Raw genomic sequence first — 19,549 nt, 5'->3', positions numbered from 1 at the left:
TGCATATTGTGCCCGTTTAACTTTAAGATGCCAAATACAACTACGTAATTAAGTGTTTTTAGTATTTTTATGCATTTTAAACTTAACTCATTATTTGCCATTGGCTTGTGTGCAGTAACGCTGCCAACAATAGCCAAACCAACTCAAGTCGAAACACGCGAACCAGAAGCCACTACTGCCATTACACAAAAGCAATTGGTTACCGGTGAAAAGTATATGGTTGCGGCAGCAAATCCATATGCGTCTAAAGCGGGTCAACAAATTTTAGCTAAAGGTGGTAGCGCAGTTGATGCTGCTATTGCTACTCAACTTGTACTTACACTTGTTGAACCACAGTCGTCGGGGATTGGTGGCGGTACATTTATGATGTACTACAACAAAGCAAACAATAAACTGACCAGCTTTGATGGCCGTGAAACTGCACCCGCCAATGCAGATGAAACACTGTTTTTAGATAAGCACGGTAAAGCCGTAAAATGGATTGAAGCCGTTGTTGGTGGTCGCTCTGTTGGTGTACCAGGTATTTTGCACGCATTTGCCAATGCGCATAAGCAATATGGCACATTACCTTGGCAAGCACTTTTTAAACCCGCTATAGAGCTTGCAGAGCAAGGCTTTGAAGTATCACCCCGTTTACATGGCCTATTAGCGCGTCAGTTAAACCCGGGTGTACTTAGCATGCCAGTTATCAACGAATATTTTTATCCAAATGGTAAATTGATTGAAGCAGGTACGATTAAAAAAAATCAGCCACTTGCTGATTTATACAAAGACATTGCTAAACAAGGCATTGATGCATTTTACAAAGGCGATAACGCCAAGCAAATGGTAAATGCAGTTCAGCACTCTAAAATTGCACCTGGTAAGCTTAGCGTACAAGACCTAGCTGAGTATGAAAGTAAAGAACGCGATGCCGTGTGTATTGAATACCGCGCATATAACGTATGTTCAATGGCTCCGCCAAGTAGCGGTGGTGTAGCTGTGCTACAAATGCTTGGGCTATTAGAGCACAAAGATATGAGCGCGCTTAAACCAAACGGCGAAAAAGCGATTCATTACTTTAGCCAGGCATCACGTATTGCTTTTGCCGATCGTAATATGTACATGGGCGATCCTGATTTTACTCAAGTGCCTACAAAAGAGCTTTTAAACAAAGATTACATCGCATCTCGTGCAAAACTTATAACCGAGCAAGATACTAAAGCAGTAGCAGGTAATCCGGTTAGTTATTTAAGTTACGCAATGGATGATTCGTATGAGCTGCCGTCGACTTCGCATGTGTCTATCGTTGATTCAAAAGGTAATGCTGTTTCAATGACCAGTTCAATTGAAATGGCATTTGGCTCTACAGTTATGGTCAATGGTTTTATATTAAATAACCAACTTACCGACTTTTCACTTTCTCCTCGTAAAAACGGTAAGTTAGTAGCAAACCGTGTAGAAGCAGGTAAACGCCCGCGCAGCTCTATGTCGCCGGTAATGGTATTTAATAAAGACGGCAGCTTACGTTTGGTAGTAGGCTCACCTGGTGGTAGTCGTATTATTGATTACGTTGCCCAAGTGGTAGTAGGCGTTATTGATTGGAATTTAACTGCGCAAGAGGCTATAAACTTGCCGCGCACGACTAATCGTAACGATTATACTAGTCTTGAAAAAGGCACAGACCTTGAAGCTATTGCACCTGGGCTTACAAAACGCGGTCATAATGTACGTGTAATTGATTTAAATTCTGGTTTGCATGCGGTTGAAGTTAAAAATAATACGTTATTTGGCGGTGCCGACCCACGCCGTGAAGGTGTTGCGGTATCTGATTTAACAGAGAAAAACGCCACTATCAAATTTTAATTTATGTATAATGCACATGCAGGCAGTGAGGCCTGCATGTGTTTCTCTCAATGGTCTGACAAGCTTAATTGTCATTGCAATTAAACCTTTAACAATGATAATGACAGATCATAACTTAAGACTCCGTTAAAGCCTGGAAATATGACAACTAATACTGATCCTAATTACTTATACATTCATCACTCTGGCCCTGGCCTAATTGAAACGCCGCTATTAAACAAAGGCAGTGCCTTTAGTAAAAAAGAACGCGAAAATTTCAATCTTGCTGGTTTACTTCCTCCACGCTTTGAAACTATTGAAGAGCAAGTAGAGCGTTGTTATCAGCAGTATTCTAGCTTTACCGAAAACTTAAATAAGCATATTTACCTGCGTGCAATTCAAGATAATAACGAAACGCTGTACTACCGATTAGTGCGCGATCATCTTGAAGAAATGATGCCTATTATTTACACGCCAACCGTTGGCGATGCATGTGAAAAATTCTCAGATATTTATCGTAGTGCGCGAGGCTTGTTTATTTCGTATGAAGACCGCTTTCAAATTGACGACATTTTGCGTAATGCAACTAAAGGTAAAGTAAAAGTAATTGTAGTAACTGACGGTGAGCGTATTTTAGGCTTAGGCGATCAGGGTATTGGTGGCATGGGTATTCCTATTGGTAAATTATCGCTTTACACAGCGTGTGGCGGCATTAGCCCAGCTTATACGTTACCGGTAATGCTAGATGTAGGTACCAATAACGAAAAACTTCTTAACGACCCAATGTACATGGGCGCACGCCATAAGCGTATTGCGCAAGACGAGTACGATGAGTTTTTAGATTTATTTATTAAAGCAGTTAAACGCCGTTGGCCAAGTGTATTACTTCAATTTGAAGATTTTGCACAACCAAATGCAATGCCGTTACTTAAGCGCTACCGCAATGAAATATGTAGTTTTAACGATGACATTCAAGGTACTGCGGCTGTTACAGTAGGGTCTTTACTTGCTGCATGTCGTGTTAAAGGGTCTACGCTTAGCCAGCAAAAAGTTGTTTTTGTTGGCGCAGGTTCTGCAGGTTGTGGTATTGCTGAGCAAATTATTAGCCAAATGGTATTTGAAGGCATTAGCGAAGCACAAGCACGTAGCCAAGTATTTATGGTTGACCGATTTGGTCTTGTATCTGAGGGTATGGAAGGTTTACGTGATTTTCAACAAGCCCTAGCGCAGCCTACTGCAAGCTTGAGCGAATGGACTTACAGCGGTGAATACGCATCACTATTAGATGTTATGCACTGTGCGGCACCTGATATTTTAATTGGTGTATCTGGCCAGCCTGGTTTATTTACTGAGCAAGTTATTCGTGCAATGCACGCTAATTGCGAACAGCCGATTATTTTCCCATTAAGTAACCCATCTAAGCAGGTAGAAGCGCACCCAGCTGATGTGATTGAGTGGACAGACGGGAAAGCACTTGTCGCAACGGGTAGCCCGTTTGATCCTGTTGAATATAACGGTGAAAAATTCCCAATTCCACAGTGTAACAACAGCTATATTTTCCCTGGCATTGGTTTAGGTGTAATAGCGGTAAAAGCGACACGTATTACAGATGCAATGCTAAGTGTGTCTAGTGAAATGTTAGCGGAGTCATCTCCTCGTGCAAATACAGGTAAAGGTAGCTTACTACCAGCGCTTACAGAAATTGAAACGCTAAGTAAACGTATTGCTTTTGCTGTTGCTAAAAAAGCGATAGAAGAGGGCGTAGCACTTGAGTTATCTGATGATGCGCTATGGGCTGCTATTGATAGAAATTACTGGTTACCTAAATACCGTAACTACAAACGCTGTAGTGTTTAATTACAGCTGATAACAAAAAACAGGCTATTGCCTGTTTTTTTGTGCTTGTTCATTTATTATTAACCACGTAGGCTCTTTAATAGAGTTAACAAAATATACTGGATAACGCTATGAAAACACTTACACTCTTTTTAGGCAGTGCATTAGCACTAACAGCGTTTAGCTTTAATACACTCGCAGCCTCAACACCAGATGCCCCTCATATTTATGTTAAAGGTGAAGCAACCTTAACGACAATGCCTGATTATGTTCAGCTAAGTGTTGGTATTACTGAACTTGATAAAGATCTCATTGCAGCTAAAAACAAAACAGATACCGCAATGGCTAAAGCAATTAAATTAGTTAAACAGGTAGGGGTAAAAGAAGGGGATATTAATGCAGGCCATATTTCAATAAATCGTGAAAGCCAATATAACCGCACATCGGGGTCACAAGATTTTAAAGGCTTTAGAGTGTCGCGCACACTCACTTTAAAACTAACCGATATAAATAAATACCCGGAGTTATTACAAAGCTTAGTAAACAACGGGATAAACCAAATTAACCAAACACAATTTTTAGCCAGTAATTACAATGAGCTTCATAAAAAAGCGCAAAAGCTTGCTATTAAAGATGCCCGCGATGCGGCAAAAGAATTTAGTGAAGACTACGGCGTGCAGCTTAAAGGGCTTTATACAGCTTCGCTTAGCCCAATGAATGTGCCATCTCAGCCTTATATGCGCGCCGAGCAAACAATGATGAAAGCAGATAGCGCACCAGATAACTTTGTACCCGATGCCTACCATGCCGGAGAAATAAAAGTGACGGCTTCAAGCTATGCTGTTTACTTTATAGAATAACTGTACGCACTGTCATCTGAACTTTAATTAATTTTGGTGGCGCTCAAAACGCGCCACTAACTCCTTGCCTTGTTGCTCACTTATTCGGGCTATTGAATTAAGCATATTTTTAATTTCACGCCTGTCGTACTCATTCGTCACTTGCTCATTAATGTCATCTACTATGGCGTTTAAATAGTTAAACAAACTATTACGCGCATCTTCATCGTTATGAGCCACAAACAAAATATTTTTAAATGCTTCAAGCACGTTAGTCATTACATAGGCATCGCTTTTAGCGTAATTACGCAGTGGCGTAAAATTATCGTGTAATAGCTCATCAAAACTTGTTTCGTGTATAAATAATAGCGGATCGTTATCGCTGTGCTTAAACGAGTAATTTGTGTCACTAAGCTCTAAGCGCTTAATAAGCAAAATACTTAGCATATCAATAGATTTAACCGCAGTACCCGGATCGTTTATACCCGGGCTCATTGCTTTCACCGCTATTTCAGAAATTTGCGTTAAACCATAACGATAATGATCGCTAATATACTCTTCTATATAAAAAATAAAGCAGTCTAAAATTTTAGCAATTAGCTCTTCATTTGCTGAGATGTCTTTATCGCATTTTAAAAACGGATACCCTTTAACTGTAAAGTAACCTTGATTAACAGAAATATAGATACGTATGTTCTCTTGCTCTAAAAGCGCACACAGTTTGTCTGTATGAACGCCTTTGTAATAACCCTCAGTGGTACTTTTAATTGAATGCCATTGAGTAAAGTCTGGGAAGTCATTAAAAGGGCACTCTGTTTGTCTTGCTTGTATGCTTTTTATCTCTGTTTTGGTTTGTCTAAATAAGCCATTTAATACGTTATCAACCTGTATTGCTTTAGAAATAGAGTGGATAAAAAATACAAACAACCCCAGCGATATCAAACCAAAAACCAGCGCAAATAAAACCCCTAAAGAGGGTATGGCTGTATCGCCTCCTTCAAGCTTATTAATATTGATAAGCATAATAATTGAGTAAATTATGCTACCTAAATAAAAACCAAGCACCATTTGGTGAGACTTACGGGTAATAAGCCCAGGTACAACACGGGGGGATAGGCTCGCACTAGCTGAGTTTAAAACCACCATCACCATTGAAAAACTAAATACGGTAAGCGATATAATGCTGCCAGCGAGTGTGCTTAAAATAGTACGTGCGTTTTCAGCGCTATCAACTAATACCACCGATATAAAAGACTTTAATTGCTCAATAGGTGCTACGTACTCAAGAGACATAGTTATAACTGCAAACAATAAAAAGCCAACAGATAAAAACGAAGGGTAAAAGCCAATACTGTTTATCATTTCACGATAACGGTCAGCTACTTTGCGTGGTACAAACATATAATCCTTATGCGGACTTAAAAATTTATTTCACTACATTAGCATATTTGCTAAGTAAACTTCTGATAATGCTTATCAAATTATATGGTATTATCAGCGCTTAAAATTGCGAGCCTAACAGCTTGAGCAAAATTCAAATAATAAATAACAGGAATACACTGTGATCATTTCAACTTATGCTGCTTTACTTGCGTTTTACTACGTTTATTTAAGCTTTAATGTCATTAAAGTGCGTAGAAAAGAGCAAATATCACTTGGTGATAACGGTAATATTAAATTACAACGTGCCGTGCGTGCCCATGCAAACTTTATGGAATACGTACCCTTTACTATTATTTTGCTTTTTTTAGCAGAATACCAAGGCCTAGCTAGTCACTACTGTAATATATTAGGTGCTGCGTTATTGATAGGGCGCGTGTTTCATAATTTAGGCATTGTAGAAGCAAATTTAAAGTATCGCCAAATAGGCGCTATAGCCACATTTTTAGTGATGGTTATTAGCGCATTTTTATTACTTGTTACTCGTAATAGTTAAATGAATAAAGTTTTTATAATGGGCCTTCCGCGTACTGGCACAACAAGTGTGTGCCATGCAATTTTAGAGCTTGGCATTGCAACAGCGCATACTGCTTACACGCAGGCTTGTTTTAAAAATGCCATAGCAATTGCCGATACGCCTATTTTCAATGACTACCAAGCGCTCGATAAACATTATCCGGGTTCTAAATTTATTTACCTAGAGCGCGAACTAAGTGCTTGGTTGCCTTCTATTAAACAGCTTTTAACGCGTATGCATACTAATTTAACGCGCGGCGATGGTGGTTTTAACATTCATATTAAGCGCTGTTATTTAAATACCTTTAGTGAGTTTTCGCTTGAAAATATTAACGATGATGATTATTTAGAAAATTGTTATAACAGCCATTGTGAATCAGCCAAGCGCTACTTTAAAAATCGTCAGCAAGATTTTTTATCCATTGATATAGCCAAACCTGCAAGTTACAAACTGTTGTGTGATTTTTTAGGATCAACAAGTGATAAAACAGATTTTGAAAAAATGAATATGGGCGGAAAAGTAACAGCTTGGAATGATATAAAGCACACCTTAAAAGTAGAGTCGACGGCGAAAGGGCGCATTGATAAACATTTGCCTTATCAGATTTAATTTTGCCAACTGCACCAAGATTTTTAATACAAAATACGCTAAAATCCCCGCATTATTTTTTTAAGTAGTACAGAAAATGTTTGAATTAAAATACCAAACCCCATTTGAATGGACCGAAGTTGTTTTAGCCGACTTTAATACTTTTTTACAAGACCATGCCGCTGCTGAAAAAAAGGCATCGGGTATGGCTATGTCTATGCTTTCGCATTACCCAGACAAACGTAAACTTGTAAAAGCGATGACCGACCTTGCGCTAGAAGAGCTAATTCACTTTAAACAAGTGCTTAAGCTACTTATTGAGCGTGATACTAACTTAGGCGACGATAAAAAAGATCCGTACATTAAACAAATTCGTGCTTTATTTAGACACGGTCGTGATGGTTTTTTAATGGATCGGCTGTTAGTAGGCGGTGTTATTGAAGCGCGCGGGCATGAGCGTTTTTCGCTGGTAGCTCAAGCACTTCCAGAGGGTAAAGAAAAAGACTTTTATGCTGCGATTGCTAAATCAGAAGAAAAACATAAAAACTTATTTGTAGAGCTTGCGTATGAATACTTTGAAAAAGAAGAAGTAGATGTACGACTTGAAGAACTACTCATTGCAGAAGCCGAAATTTGCGCAAGCATTCCATTTACTGCAGCGCTACACTAATTTTTATTGCACAGTGTTTTGCACTGTGCAATTACTCCTAACATTATTTGCATTTTGCAAACCAAATTAATAAAAGTCTTCTAAAACCCTCTTTAAAACCCCGCAAATAACTGATACATAAGTAAAATAACCACTGGCTCTATAATTGCAATGTTTAAACAAAGCATAAATGAGGACGTGTGTATGTTTAGAGCTATTATCGTTATATTGCTGTTTTTGCCAGGTTGGGCACAAGCACAACAAAGTAATTTAAATTACATAGAAAATGCAAATGGTGAACGTGTAAAAAAAGTATCCCATCTCGTTAAGTGGACACATACTCGCTTTGTGTTTAACCGAGATATTTCTCGTGTTGCGCTCGGTCATGAAACGACGCTTGATGTAAATGTTGTTGATGGCAGAGAGTTATTAATATTAGCCAAAAAGCTTGGCCGTACATCTATGATGGTGTGGTATGACGATAACAGCTCTGAAACATTTTTACTTGGTGTAACCGAAGACTACAGCGTTCTTGAAAATGCACTAAATGATATACACCCAAATGTACAATTAACTATCGCACCAGACAGACACGCAGTTGTTTTAAGAGGTGAAGTGCCTACGCTAAATTATCGCCATGCAGCGCATGAAGCCGCTAAAAATTATTTGTACGCAAGTAGCGCTCAGTCCTCGCAGCCTGTTATTACCTCAAACCCTAATCAAGGCATGTTTAACTCACTTGCTCAACGCCTTCAGGGAATGGGTAATTTAAATGGTGGTGCAGCGCAAAGCTCTAGCAAAGTAGCAATCATAAATCTTATTAAAGTAACGCAGGCTCCTAAACCGAAAGAAGAACGCATAGCGCAAGTTTTAAAATCTATGGGCGCCGATAAGGTTCTAATTAAACGTATATCTGTTGATGAGCTTTCAAACGATGAAAATGATGTATTTATGCTCTCAGGAACAGTAAAAAATCAAATAGAGCTAGTACGCTTATTAAATACGGTTAATAAATTGTTTGAACCAGAGCAAGCACAGCAAACCCAAGGCTCACCACTTGACCCCAATGGGTTGATGAGCAGTGCGACTCAAAATGAAACCAGCGCTATTGAAGTATTAGCTAACGAATCTGGTGGGTTATTAAGTGAAGACTCAGGTTTAAATTTAAGTAACGTTAGCTCAAACGTAGCGCGAGCTACTTTATTATCTGTAGCTGGCGGTAAAGTACTCTCAAGTATTGAAGTTGAAGACTTACCACAAGTACGCGTTTCTGTGCAGCTTTATGAAGTTAATCAACGTCGTTTAAAACAATGGCGTCCTGATATTAGCGTACTTTCTAACGGCTACGAAAAACAGGAAGGTTTATTTGGGCTTGAGGGGATGGCTAATCGCGAATCAGGATCTGCCAGTATAGAAAACGCATTACAATTAATTGGTGGGCAATTAACTAACAACCTACAACTTTCAACGTCGCAATTTGCTATTGATATGCTGTTTTCATTGTTGGAGCAAGAGGGCATATCACGCACACTTTCACGTCCAACATTAACTGTGCTAGCCGGTGAAAGTGCAGTGTTTAAAGTTGGCGGCGAAGTGCCAGTGCCCACAAGTTACAGCCCTTCAGGTGTTACTAGCGGTCAACAAGGTAATAGTGGGTCGGTGTTTAGTGGTACTGAGTTTAAATCGTTTGGAGTAGAGCTTAGTGTTCGTGCCTTAGTCGATGATAAAGACCGTATTACGCTTGATCTAAACCCAGTGATTTCATTACCTGATACTACACTTACGGCTGAAATTGCCGACAGCACAGGCAGCAGCCTTAATAGTAGTGCGTTTAACACGCGCAGTATGCAGACTTCTACACGCTTACAAGATGGCCAACCTTTGATTATTGGTGGGCTGATCAGCACCGACAATAACTCTAGCCATGATTTTGTTCCGGATGCTAACGGCAATAGCATGCTAGGTAAAATTACTGAAACCACGAGTAAAAGCGAAAACAACAGAGAATTAATTATTGTTGTCACACCAAATTTAGTACGAGAGCCCGTAAACAGTTTACGTGCTTGGCAACAAGCTGATGTTGATACCCAACTAATAAGCTATTTACAGGAGCAAGGATTATGAGAACGTTCATTTTATTCTTTATGTTGAGCTTATCAGGCTGTGCGCACATTGATTACGCACCAAGTGTAAACCCATATGATGCTTTAAACGATATTGTAACAAAATACCAATTAAAATCAGCACCGCTTAAATGTGAAGGCGCTGAAGCTGTTAATTGCCTTGCGTTAGTTCATGAGTTAAACCAGTTACTACTTGAGCACCCTAATAATACGGCTATCTTATCAGTTAGTGCCTATAGCTATTATAAAACGGGTAGGAACACGCAAGCCCAACAGATTGTTAATCAGCTGCTGAATTTACCTAATCCGCCTTTAAATACATTAACGCTTGGTATTTCATTAGCAATAGATCAAGGCAACTTTACTAAGGCAAAAAAAGTTGCTCAATATGCCATTGACGTTTTTGGCACTGAGGCTTCGCCTTATCTACAAATGGCGTCAATACATTATGCACAAGGAGGCTACGTTATTTCAGCAAACTATCTTGAATTAGCTTACAAATTTGGGGTGACTAAAAGTAGTTACTTTTACCACAAAGGCTTAATTGAAGAAGCGACAAAAAATAACTCGTTAGCGTGCAATTACTACGATCAAGCAATTAATCACGATGCTACCCATAAGTACGCTGTAGCACGTTATGCCAAGCTATCGGTGCTAGGTAACTGCACAAGCTAATATATTTTTAGCTTAGTATTATTTACTTAAAGGCCGAAAGGCCTTTTTTATTAGGGTTGAAACCTGCTCATTTATCATTTAATCACTATTTTGAGCTTGGCTCTTCCCACTGATGCTCAACATTAAATATCTATACACTTTACCTGGTTATCTTCGCAAGACGATTTTTGCATAATCATCAACTAAGCCTCTAAACAAGCCTTAACGTTATGCAGCACAATACTTTTATAAAAGCTTTTAAGTAAGAGCTAAATCTTAATGCATGGTTATACTTAAATAATATACACGCCTTAAAAATATGATCCTTTGTTCGCAATTCGGTTTTAAATTTCAATTTAGCTGTTCGTTTTTAATACAATTTTTAATCGCTAATAAATTACTTAATTTAATATTGATTTGCAAAATGCGAATCATATCGAAGAGATTTAACTTACTAGTAACAATTTGGTTTTAACCTATTGAAATTATGTGATTTTATATTTGGCACGGTCTTCGCTATATATAAAGTGAGCATAAGCTCTTACATATTTAAGGTGAACATTATGAAATCTATGAAAATTAACTCAATCAGCAAAAAGCAAAAAGGTTTTGTACTTACTTCAGAACTAATCATTCTTTCAACTTCTATGGTTGCTGCACTTGTAATTGGCTTATCGACGTTACGTGATTCAGTAACAAGCGAACTTGAAGATGTAGCTGAAGCAATTGGCTCATTAGATCAAAGTTATGTTTTTGATGGAATGATCAACGCAGAAGGCACAGCTGAAGTTTCTGGCTCAGGTTATGTAGATGCGGTTGATGTATACGCTGGTGATGGCAGTTCATTTACTTTTGTTGCTTCAGACTTTAGCGAAAGCGCAGCGCTTATTAATGCGACACCAAGCGGTGATGCAGCTACTCGTACAGCAGCAGGCGGATCGCAAGGTAATTAGTTTGTATAAAAGGTTTAAGCACACTGCCACAAATGTGTGGCAGTGAAGTTTTGTCAGGAGGATTATTATGAAAAGTAAAAATAACAAAGGTGCTACTACAGCAGCACTGACCTTACTTATCACCTCTGGCATGTTGGCTTCAGCATTAGGTATAAGACAGGTAAACGAGCAAGATTTAGTCAGCGCATGGGTGGTTAATAAAAACATGGCTGCAGGGCAAACAATTAGTGTTAATGATGTAGCTCAAAAAGAAATTGATCCAAGCAACTATACAAATATGGCGCTAAGCATTCAAAACCCTCGTGCACTTATAGGCAAACAACTAGCTACAAACAAAATGGTTGAACAGCCTCTTTTTGAAACAGATTTTGTTCAAGCTAAAAGTCAAAACTTATCCGAAGCAATTCCAGCAGGCCGAGTACTTTACACACTAAAGTTAAATACTTTAGATATTCCATTATCAAGAGTACACAAAGGAGACCGCTTAGATATTGTAGCTAAGACAAATCGCCTAGTTAGAACAGTAGCACGAGACGTGCAGCTTATTGGTGTGTCAAAAGGGCCTAAAAGTAATGGACAAAAACCAGGCATGATGGATAACTTATCAAGTAAGCAACCTTCTGATTCTGCTGGTGTATCGTTGGTTTTAGCTGTATTACCAAAAGATGTTTACTCACTCGCAGGTATCGATTTAGACGATAAAGTATCTATTATTGTTCATAGTGCTTACGACATCGAGCAAGGCAGATTACAAAACTTTTCAAGATTACAAACCAGTCGCACTATTGAAGTTGTTAAAGGTGTGAAAAACGAAGCTGTGTATGTGGCTAAGTGAGTATATATGTTTAACTTATCAAGTAAGTCTCAAGAAGTTGTAACGAGTTTAAGCACATTTGAAGAGCTTAAAAAGCTTTTACACGATGCAGTAATAGAAGAATACGAACAAGATCCTACTGCACTTTTATCGCAAGGCGTACTTGAAAAAATAGCAGCGCTTTGTGCTGATATAGATGAATTTGAGCAATCTTCTTTTAATTCCCACCAACAATCACAAGTAGTGCAAGCCGTTTATGATGAAATTCAAGGTTTAGGGCCTATTGCCCAGTTTATGCTCGATGATCAAGTGAGCGACATTTTAATTAACGACACACAAAATATTTGGGTAGATAAGCAAGGCAAATTGCTATGTACCGCGAGTAAGTTTGATGATGAGCGCCACCTTCGCCGCTTTGTTGACCGCTTACTTGATAGCTGCGGTCGTCAGGTAAATGCGTTAATGCCAATAGTCGATGGCAAACTTAAAGATGGTAGCAGGGTGCATATTGTTGTACCTCCTGCTTGCACAAGTGCTGCAATCGTTTCTATAAGAAAGTTTAATCATAAAAAAATTAACGATGATTTTTTAATATCTAATAATGTTTTATCTAAAAACACCCTTACTTTTTTAAAAACCGCCGTTAAGTTAGGTGTAAACATTTTAGTGTGTGGTAATGCAGGCGCGGGTAAAACCACGCTACTTAACGTACTTGCAAACTCAATCAATCCTAACGAACGTGTTGTAACAATAGAAGAAAGTGCTGAGCTTAACTTGCATCACAACCATGTTGTTCAACTTGAAGCGCATGATACAAACAGCGATGGTAAGGGCGCTGTTAGCTTACGAGATTTAGTTAAAGCAGCACTAAGAATGCGCGCTGACAGAATATTAGTAGGTGAAGTGCGATCTGGTGAAGTAATAGACATGCTACAAGCAATGAACTGTGGCCACCAGGGCTCAATGACAACAATACACGCAAACAGTGCAAGCGATGCTGTAACTCGTTTATCTACATTGGTGCAGTTACACAACGCACAGCTTAGTGATAATCATACGAGTGCATTAATCGCTTCGAGTATTCAGTTGATTGTACATGTATCAAGAACTACCAACGGAGTACGTTCTTTAAAAAGTATTGGGGAAATAAAAAGCGTTAATGGCCACGCCCAATTTAGCTCTTTATTTAGTGCAACCAGTACAGAGCAAGCAAATAAAAGCAATATTGAAAATTCAAGTGTTATTGAATTTATGAAAAACCAAGGCGCTAACGAAAAACAATTAAAAGCGTTGTTAGTTCACAATGAAGGGGAGTCATTATGAGTAAACTTGACTACCTGCTTGCCATAGCCAGTATCATATCGCTGACTTTAGCGTTAAGTATTTTTATAACTCTAAACGTTAAAAGAGCCACTACAAGTGTATCTAATGAAATTGATGTACTTGAAGAAAAAGACATTTTAACACTTTCACTAAGAGTGCTAGGTCTCAATATAAGCAATGCACTGTTTATAAGTGTTGCTTGCTCTGCAGCAAGCAGTACCTGGTTTATAGCAAAGCAGTATTACCCTGAGGCATCTACCAGCGCATTAATATTATCTATTGTGGTATTTATTAGCTGCTTTATAACTGTAATTGATTTAGCCCATTACAAACTAGCGAAATTTGAGCATTTATTTTTAGAATACATAGAAACTGTTCAATCTTGCTTAAGCACAGGCATGTCACTTCAACAAGCCATGCAATTTGCTGATGAACATGCCGATAGCTATATAAAAGCACAAAGCCACTTACTTGTTCAACGTATGACTATGGGAAGCGATGCACAAAGCTCGTTTTACCCATTAATACAGCGCTACAACTGCGAAACAGTTAGGCTTTTTGCTCACAGTATTATTACGCACACACAAAGCCAATGCGACTTAACTGATATGTTAAAAAGCGTATGTAAAATGATGGCTTTGAGAACGCTAGACCGCCAACAGCTTAAAGCAAAACTGTCGGGCACCAAGTATGCTGCTGTGTTTAGCGGTATTTTACCATACGCGTTAGTACCACTTTTTAACTACACCGACCCAACGTGGTTTGACCCACTTTTAAATAACCCTAACGGAATGGCATTTATAACTGTAGCCGTATTATGTCAGTTGTTCGGCTTTTTATGGTTACGTTTAAGCTTGAGGGTAACGCTATGATAGATATATTTTTATTAGTAGGGCTACTAATGAGTATGGGTTCTTTTATCCATATTCAAAAGCAATCTTTGAAAGCTGAAGTTCAACAACCCGTTAAAAGAGATATTAACTGGTACCCACTGATTGTTATTTCTAAAAAGCAATTTAGACAAGCTGGTTTTCAAATAAACAAAATATTATTGAGTATGTATTGTTTTAAAATGGCCGCAGCATTTTGCGCTTTTACAGCAATTGAGATCACTGGATATGAGTTAAAACAAATAGCGACAGTACTAATATGTGTAGGATGTTTTTTTGCCCCTGATTTTTGGTTTTTATTTAGAAAAGGTCAACGTAAACAACAAATAAACAGTAGTTTAGAGTTTTTTCTAAGTGTTTTATTAGTATACATGCGCGCTGGATTTTCACTTGAGCGTGCGTTTGCATTAGCTGTTGATCATGGCCTGAGTAAAAAACATCCTCTTTATAAAGAACTAAAGCTTTTTTTATTTGAGCTAAGTGCAGGTAAAGATCGTGAAATAGCGTTTACCTCGTTATATGAAAGAACAGGTGTGACGGGTATAAAAAAACTAGCTAATCTAATGTTGATTGGGTCAAAGTTAGGCACACCGCTTATTCAAGCAGTTGAATCTCAACTTGAAAGCTTTGCTCTTAAAAAAAATATATTACTTGCCAAAAAAGTAAACAAAAAAGCGTTACACACAACATTTCCGATTATATTAATTTGTTTCCCTATGTTTCTAGTATTGGTGTTTTTTCCTGCGGCCTTGCAGGTTATGAACGTACTAAAAATGTTAGTTGAAGTGTTATAGGAGCGCGGTATGAATAAACAATATCAACGCGGTTATATACTTACCATAGAGCTAATTTTAATTATCACCATTTTAATCATAGGGTCTATTGGTGGAGTAATTTTAGTACGAGATGCGTTAATAAAACGCTACCATACTAAAGTAGATAACCAAATAACGGTGGTTGATGCTAACAATAAACCGTTGGGCATTGCCATTGGATTTGATGAACACCAAGCCCCTTTAATTTTTTATACAGACCGCCAAGCAAATAGTACCTACCGAGCATTAATTGGCATACGTGATGACCGTTTCACATCTCGTGAAGCCGTATATTACGACGCCCCAAATTGCCAAGGCAATCCGTGTTTAAAAGGGTTAAGCGATGAATTATCTGACAGTTTAGGATTAAGTAAAACAGTCAATAGTGGCAACGTAAGTTATATAAATGCACTTCAACAAGGGCCCAATTACGCAATAGGGCAATTAGATTCAAGTGTTATAGGTCTACTTTTGAAAAGCACTGCATTAGCTTGCCCTGCAACAGGAGATGAAATTGTATCGCGCTATGTATCGCAAAAAGTAGTTACAGGCAACCCATGTGAGAGTTTTTCTATTGATAAACAACAAGCTGATAGTAGTTGCTTAGTAGGTGTAACGGCATTAGGGAATCCGTTATTAGGGATAGATAGTCAGCAAGTGTCTCAATCGTGTGATAGCTGTCAAACCGGTTATGAATCACAGGGTGACATACTCGATATTTACTTACCGCAAGTAGAGCCTTTGTTAAACACAGCTTTAGATGCACTAGCATTAGTAGGTGTTGCTGCAAACGTAAATGTAGAGTTGGGCACTATTTGTTGCCCAGAAGGTACACGCTTAGAAGAAGATGAGAATATTGTTGAAACCTTAGTGTTTACTATTTTAGAAACTACTTTTGAATTACTTGGGATAGACTTATTAAACAACGACATCATCATTCAAACACTTGCGCTAATAGGTATTGAACCTGGCGTAACCTATTGCGAAACCCCGCTAAATCTTATTTCAGCTGAACCGGTATTAAATAGCGTAACAGGTGAGCCTGCATTAAGTAACTTAGTAGCGCCGTTCAAAGTAAAACTTCCATCACATACAAGTGCTAATAGTACTCGTTGGATTTCTACACCTGCAAAAGGTGAAGGAGAGCGTCCATGAATATACCAAATAATTTTCACGTGAATGATATTTCTAATTTAGAAAATGATGAAATTAAACAAGACATAAACGAAACTTTGGCTTTGATGAGGCAGTTTTACGACACGGCCATTGTTAAATATGTCGATTTTAGCTCTGTTTATACGCAACAAATTATAAATAGCGACGATCATTACAATATTGATCTTGAGCTTAACGCATACCAGCTTCAGTGTGATCAGGAAAAAATGTACATTATTGATGATACGTTATTCGACAACCTTACTAATAAAAACAGTAGCTTGGTAAGGTTTTATGCACAGTATCCAATTTATGGCGCTAATAACAATGTGCAAGGCATTTTAATAATTGCTGACTTAGCTCCAAAAACACTAATTGGTTCGCAAAAAGATCAATTTGTGTCGTTTGCACAACTTTTGCAAACCCAAATTAATAAGAACGTATCACAAAGCCAGCCCATAGAAGCTAAAAAAGCGCCATCGCTAAACCGGTTCGTGCACTTATTTAGTTTAGCCCCAGTAGCTTTTTTAATAGCACTTGTGATTTGTTCTTTTTCGGTTTTATTGCTTTATACACTGGATAAAAAAGAGCAACAAAGTGAATATGCAGCTAAAACCCAACAGCTAAGAAAAACCCTTTTTGATGCTTTAGAGCGCTTTGATAATCAAGCAATATACATTACTCAAAAAGATAAAATAGTTGCTGGCTTTTTACAAAGCCAAACACGTTATACACAAAAGCAATTAAGTGATTTAGTAAAAACTCAAGTCTCTGAAAATCTAAACTACAAAGGTTTTGTTGTGTTTGATGGTGAGTATAATCAGTTAGCATTGTGGTCAAAAAACAATTTTGATTTAGCCGCCTATGGCTTTAAAAATTGGTTAAATAGATTTTCCAATAGAGCTAATAAACAATCCGTGGAGGTGTTTACTGTTGCAGATACTGCGTTTCTAATTTCAGAAATTAAGCTTTCTAGTGGTTCTGTATATACACTTACAGCATTTGATCTTAGTAAGTTTTTAAAAGCTATTATAGGCAAATTAAACACTCAAAATTACAATTTATTTATAACTACACCGCAATTTACGTTAGGTAGCAGAGGTGAAATTAATGCATCCGTTATACCAAATAGTATCAGTGCAGCTAGTAGCCGGTTCCCTGCAACCTGGAGAATACATGTACAACCTAATCAACCAATTTTAACGCCTAAAGTAACTAGCTTCGATTTATTTAGATTAGCGCTAATTGGCTTTGCAGTGTTTGCTTTTGTATATTACTTTTTACGTTTACCAAAGCGCTTACATGATGAAATTAAACAAAAGAATAAGCTAATTTTAAATAGAGAGTCATTGTTTTCAAGCTCACTTGACGCACTGCCACATGGTTTTGCAATCTTTAATAATAATGAGTTACCGGTCATTACTAACGAAGCATTTAATAAGCTTTTTGCACAAATAATTAAACCTAATACTCAATTAAGTTACAGCCAAATCATTAGTATTGCTCAGCAAAATAATTTGATTAATCACTATAAAGAGCACAGCAAGTTAGCAAATGAACACAACCAACTTATTGATATTGGTTTTACCGATGGTCGCTGGATCACGGTAGTGCAAAGGCATACCGATTTTGGTGGCTTTGTGTGTTACTTTAGGGATGAGACACAAGCGCATCAAAAAGAACTATTGCTTGCAGAAGTACTTGAAAAGTCAAAACAATCTAACCAATTAAAAGAAAAATTTGTTACACGATTAAGTCAGCAGTTAAAAGCACCACTAAGCTCATTGAAATCTATTATAGAGATAGCACAAAAACCAATGAGTGCCTCAGATTTTAAAGGTCATATTGGCAATATAAATACTGCGAGCGAACAACTCGAATGCGTTATTCAACAGCTTGTTAATGTTAATAAATCTCAAACAGGAAAGTTGAAATTAAAAGCTAATAAGATTAACTTAAACAAGATGCTAAGTAATAGCGCATCGATTTTAAATAAAAACTCAGAAACAAAAAATGTTATTACAGATAACAAAGACAATAAAGTAGCAGTAGTAAGTGATGAAAAACTAATATCTCAATTGGTTATTCAGCTGTCGACGGAGTTATTAGAAAGCAGCTATAAATCACAGCTTACTATTCAAAGTAATATTGAAAATGAAGATAAAAGAGACTACTTAAATCTAATTTTTTCTATAAATAACTTAACTACTAACAATGATTTTTTATCTCAATTAAAGTTAATATCAAATCAAACAGCGATTAATTTTAATGACGAAATAGATGCAACACTTGAGATTAAGTTTTTTATATCAATATTTAAAATGCTAGGAGGAAAAGCTATCAACATTAACGAAAGAGGTAAAACAACCACTATTTCTTTATCGTTATTGGTAAACGTAACGCATATTGATGAGGTTACTGACGAAATCCCTAAAAATAATATTACACCTATTGTACCTAACAAACTCAAGTCTAAATCGTTGCTACTTGTTGATGATGAACCGCTTGTTGAGACGGTAATTAAGGCCATGCTTAAAAACGAAAACTTAACAGTTGATTATGCAAGTAGTGCGATTGAAGCAATGTTAATGGTTTCACAAAATGATTATGACATTATTTTGATGGACATTGTGATGCCAGAACTTTCGGGTACTGATGCTATGTTAAAAATCAAAAAACATAGCAGTGATAAAGTTACCAAAATTATAGCCCATACTTCTGATGCACAAAATAATAGCAGCGCTAAATATGTAGAGTTAGGTTTTGATGACATGCTTGAAAAGCCGGTTAAACAGGACATTTTAATTAATAAAATTAAAAAGATAATTTCTTAATGTTGAGCAAATAATAATGGGATTAAGATAACTTAATCTCATTATTATTCTCAAAAATCGTTAACTTTAAAAAACTAAACGGTAATTATTTCATACTGCTAACTCTTTATTTCACACTTTATAAAGTTAAGTTTAAATAAAGCTATGTATTACATGCTCGTTTTATTTAAATTGACACTTTTTGCCATTACAACATCCTCCTACAGAGCAATGTATACACGTACATTAATAAAAATAGTATTGGCAGATAAAAATAAAACGTAATGTGGGATGAAAATTGCTCTTGCTTATAGAT

16 protein-coding genes are annotated in these 19,549 nt (G+C 37.4%); 15 read left to right on the top strand and 1 reads right to left on the bottom strand.

Annotated features, from left to right (window positions below; translation table 11 throughout):
- Positions 1 to 69: 69 nt before the first annotated feature.
- From ggt to J8L71_RS04130, 3 genes are all read left to right on the top strand, one after another.
- A complete protein-coding gene (ggt, locus tag J8L71_RS04140; protein WP_210999403.1) occupies positions 70 to 1,845 on the top strand; it encodes a gamma-glutamyltransferase in 1,776 nt (591 codons plus the stop codon).
- 141 nt (positions 1,846 to 1,986) lie between these two features.
- Positions 1,987 to 3,681, top strand: a complete 1,695-nt coding sequence (locus J8L71_RS04135) for an NAD-dependent malic enzyme (protein ID WP_210999402.1) — start codon at positions 1,987 to 1,989, stop codon at positions 3,679 to 3,681.
- A 110-nt stretch (positions 3,682 to 3,791) separates the two neighbouring features.
- Entirely contained in the window at positions 3,792 to 4,520 is a 729-nt protein-coding gene (locus J8L71_RS04130; RefSeq protein ID WP_210999401.1) for an SIMPL domain-containing protein, read from the top strand.
- A 27-nt stretch (positions 4,521 to 4,547) separates the two neighbouring features.
- On the opposite strand, the gene J8L71_RS04125 is transcribed toward J8L71_RS04130, so the two are convergent.
- A complete protein-coding gene (locus J8L71_RS04125) occupies positions 4,548 to 5,900 on the bottom strand; it encodes a DUF2254 domain-containing protein (RefSeq protein ID WP_210999400.1) in 1,353 nt (450 codons plus the stop codon).
- Positions 5,901 to 6,060: 160 nt separating this feature from the next.
- Here J8L71_RS04125 and J8L71_RS04120 point away from each other — a divergent pair, with 160 nt between their 5' ends.
- The 12 genes from J8L71_RS04120 (at position 6,061) to J8L71_RS04065 (ending at position 19,254) form a co-directional block, all read left to right on the top strand.
- Positions 6,061 to 6,435, top strand: a complete 375-nt coding sequence (locus tag J8L71_RS04120) for an MAPEG family protein (RefSeq protein ID WP_210999399.1) — start codon at positions 6,061 to 6,063, stop codon at positions 6,433 to 6,435.
- Positions 6,436 to 7,065 (top strand): sulfotransferase, encoded by a 630-nt coding sequence (locus tag J8L71_RS04115; RefSeq protein ID WP_210999398.1) that lies wholly within the window; start codon positions 6,436 to 6,438, stop codon positions 7,063 to 7,065. It begins immediately after the preceding gene.
- 76 nt (positions 7,066 to 7,141) lie between these two features.
- Positions 7,142 to 7,714: a tRNA-(ms[2]io[6]A)-hydroxylase gene (locus J8L71_RS04110; protein ID WP_210999397.1), complete on the top strand. Its 573-nt coding sequence runs from the start codon at positions 7,142 to 7,144 to the stop codon at positions 7,712 to 7,714.
- Between the two features lie 183 nt (positions 7,715 to 7,897).
- A complete protein-coding gene (locus tag J8L71_RS04105) occupies positions 7,898 to 9,817 on the top strand; it encodes a pilus assembly protein N-terminal domain-containing protein (RefSeq protein ID WP_210999396.1) in 1,920 nt (639 codons plus the stop codon).
- Positions 9,814 to 10,491 (top strand): hypothetical protein, encoded by a 678-nt coding sequence (locus J8L71_RS04100; RefSeq protein ID WP_210999395.1) that lies wholly within the window; start codon positions 9,814 to 9,816, stop codon positions 10,489 to 10,491. The genes J8L71_RS04105 and J8L71_RS04100 overlap by 4 nt, the downstream gene beginning before the upstream one ends.
- Before the next feature lie 542 nt (positions 10,492 to 11,033).
- Positions 11,034 to 11,423, top strand: coding sequence for a hypothetical protein (locus J8L71_RS04095; RefSeq protein WP_210999394.1), 390 nt, complete (start codon positions 11,034 to 11,036; stop codon positions 11,421 to 11,423).
- A 67-nt stretch (positions 11,424 to 11,490) separates the two neighbouring features.
- A complete protein-coding gene (locus J8L71_RS04090) occupies positions 11,491 to 12,258 on the top strand; it encodes a hypothetical protein (protein ID WP_210999393.1) in 768 nt (255 codons plus the stop codon).
- Between the two features lie 6 nt (positions 12,259 to 12,264).
- Complete coding sequence (locus J8L71_RS04085; protein WP_210999392.1) at positions 12,265 to 13,560, top strand: ATPase, T2SS/T4P/T4SS family; 1,296 nt, start codon at positions 12,265 to 12,267, stop codon at positions 13,558 to 13,560.
- Positions 13,557 to 14,432 carry a type II secretion system F family protein gene (locus J8L71_RS04080; RefSeq protein WP_210999391.1) on the top strand — a complete coding sequence of 292 codons (876 nt, stop codon included), beginning with the start codon at positions 13,557 to 13,559 and terminating at the stop codon, positions 14,430 to 14,432. The genes J8L71_RS04085 and J8L71_RS04080 overlap by 4 nt, the downstream gene beginning before the upstream one ends.
- Positions 14,429 to 15,244 carry a type II secretion system F family protein gene (locus J8L71_RS04075; RefSeq protein WP_210999390.1) on the top strand — a complete coding sequence of 272 codons (816 nt, stop codon included), beginning with the start codon at positions 14,429 to 14,431 and terminating at the stop codon, positions 15,242 to 15,244. The genes J8L71_RS04080 and J8L71_RS04075 overlap by 4 nt, the downstream gene beginning before the upstream one ends.
- A gap of 9 nt (positions 15,245 to 15,253) precedes the next feature.
- Positions 15,254 to 16,420, top strand: a complete 1,167-nt coding sequence (locus J8L71_RS04070) for a hypothetical protein (protein ID WP_210999389.1) — start codon at positions 15,254 to 15,256, stop codon at positions 16,418 to 16,420.
- Positions 16,417 to 19,254 (top strand): response regulator, encoded by a 2,838-nt coding sequence (locus J8L71_RS04065; protein WP_210999388.1) that lies wholly within the window; start codon positions 16,417 to 16,419, stop codon positions 19,252 to 19,254. The genes J8L71_RS04070 and J8L71_RS04065 overlap by 4 nt, the downstream gene beginning before the upstream one ends.
- Positions 19,255 to 19,549 lie beyond the last annotated feature (295 nt).

The sequence above is a fragment of the Pseudoalteromonas sp. MMG007 genome, assembly GCF_018100985.1.
GTDB lineage: Bacteria > Pseudomonadota > Gammaproteobacteria > Enterobacterales > Alteromonadaceae > Pseudoalteromonas.
Note: the sequence above shows the minus strand (reverse complement) of the source record. Positions and strands in the feature narration are given on the sequence as shown.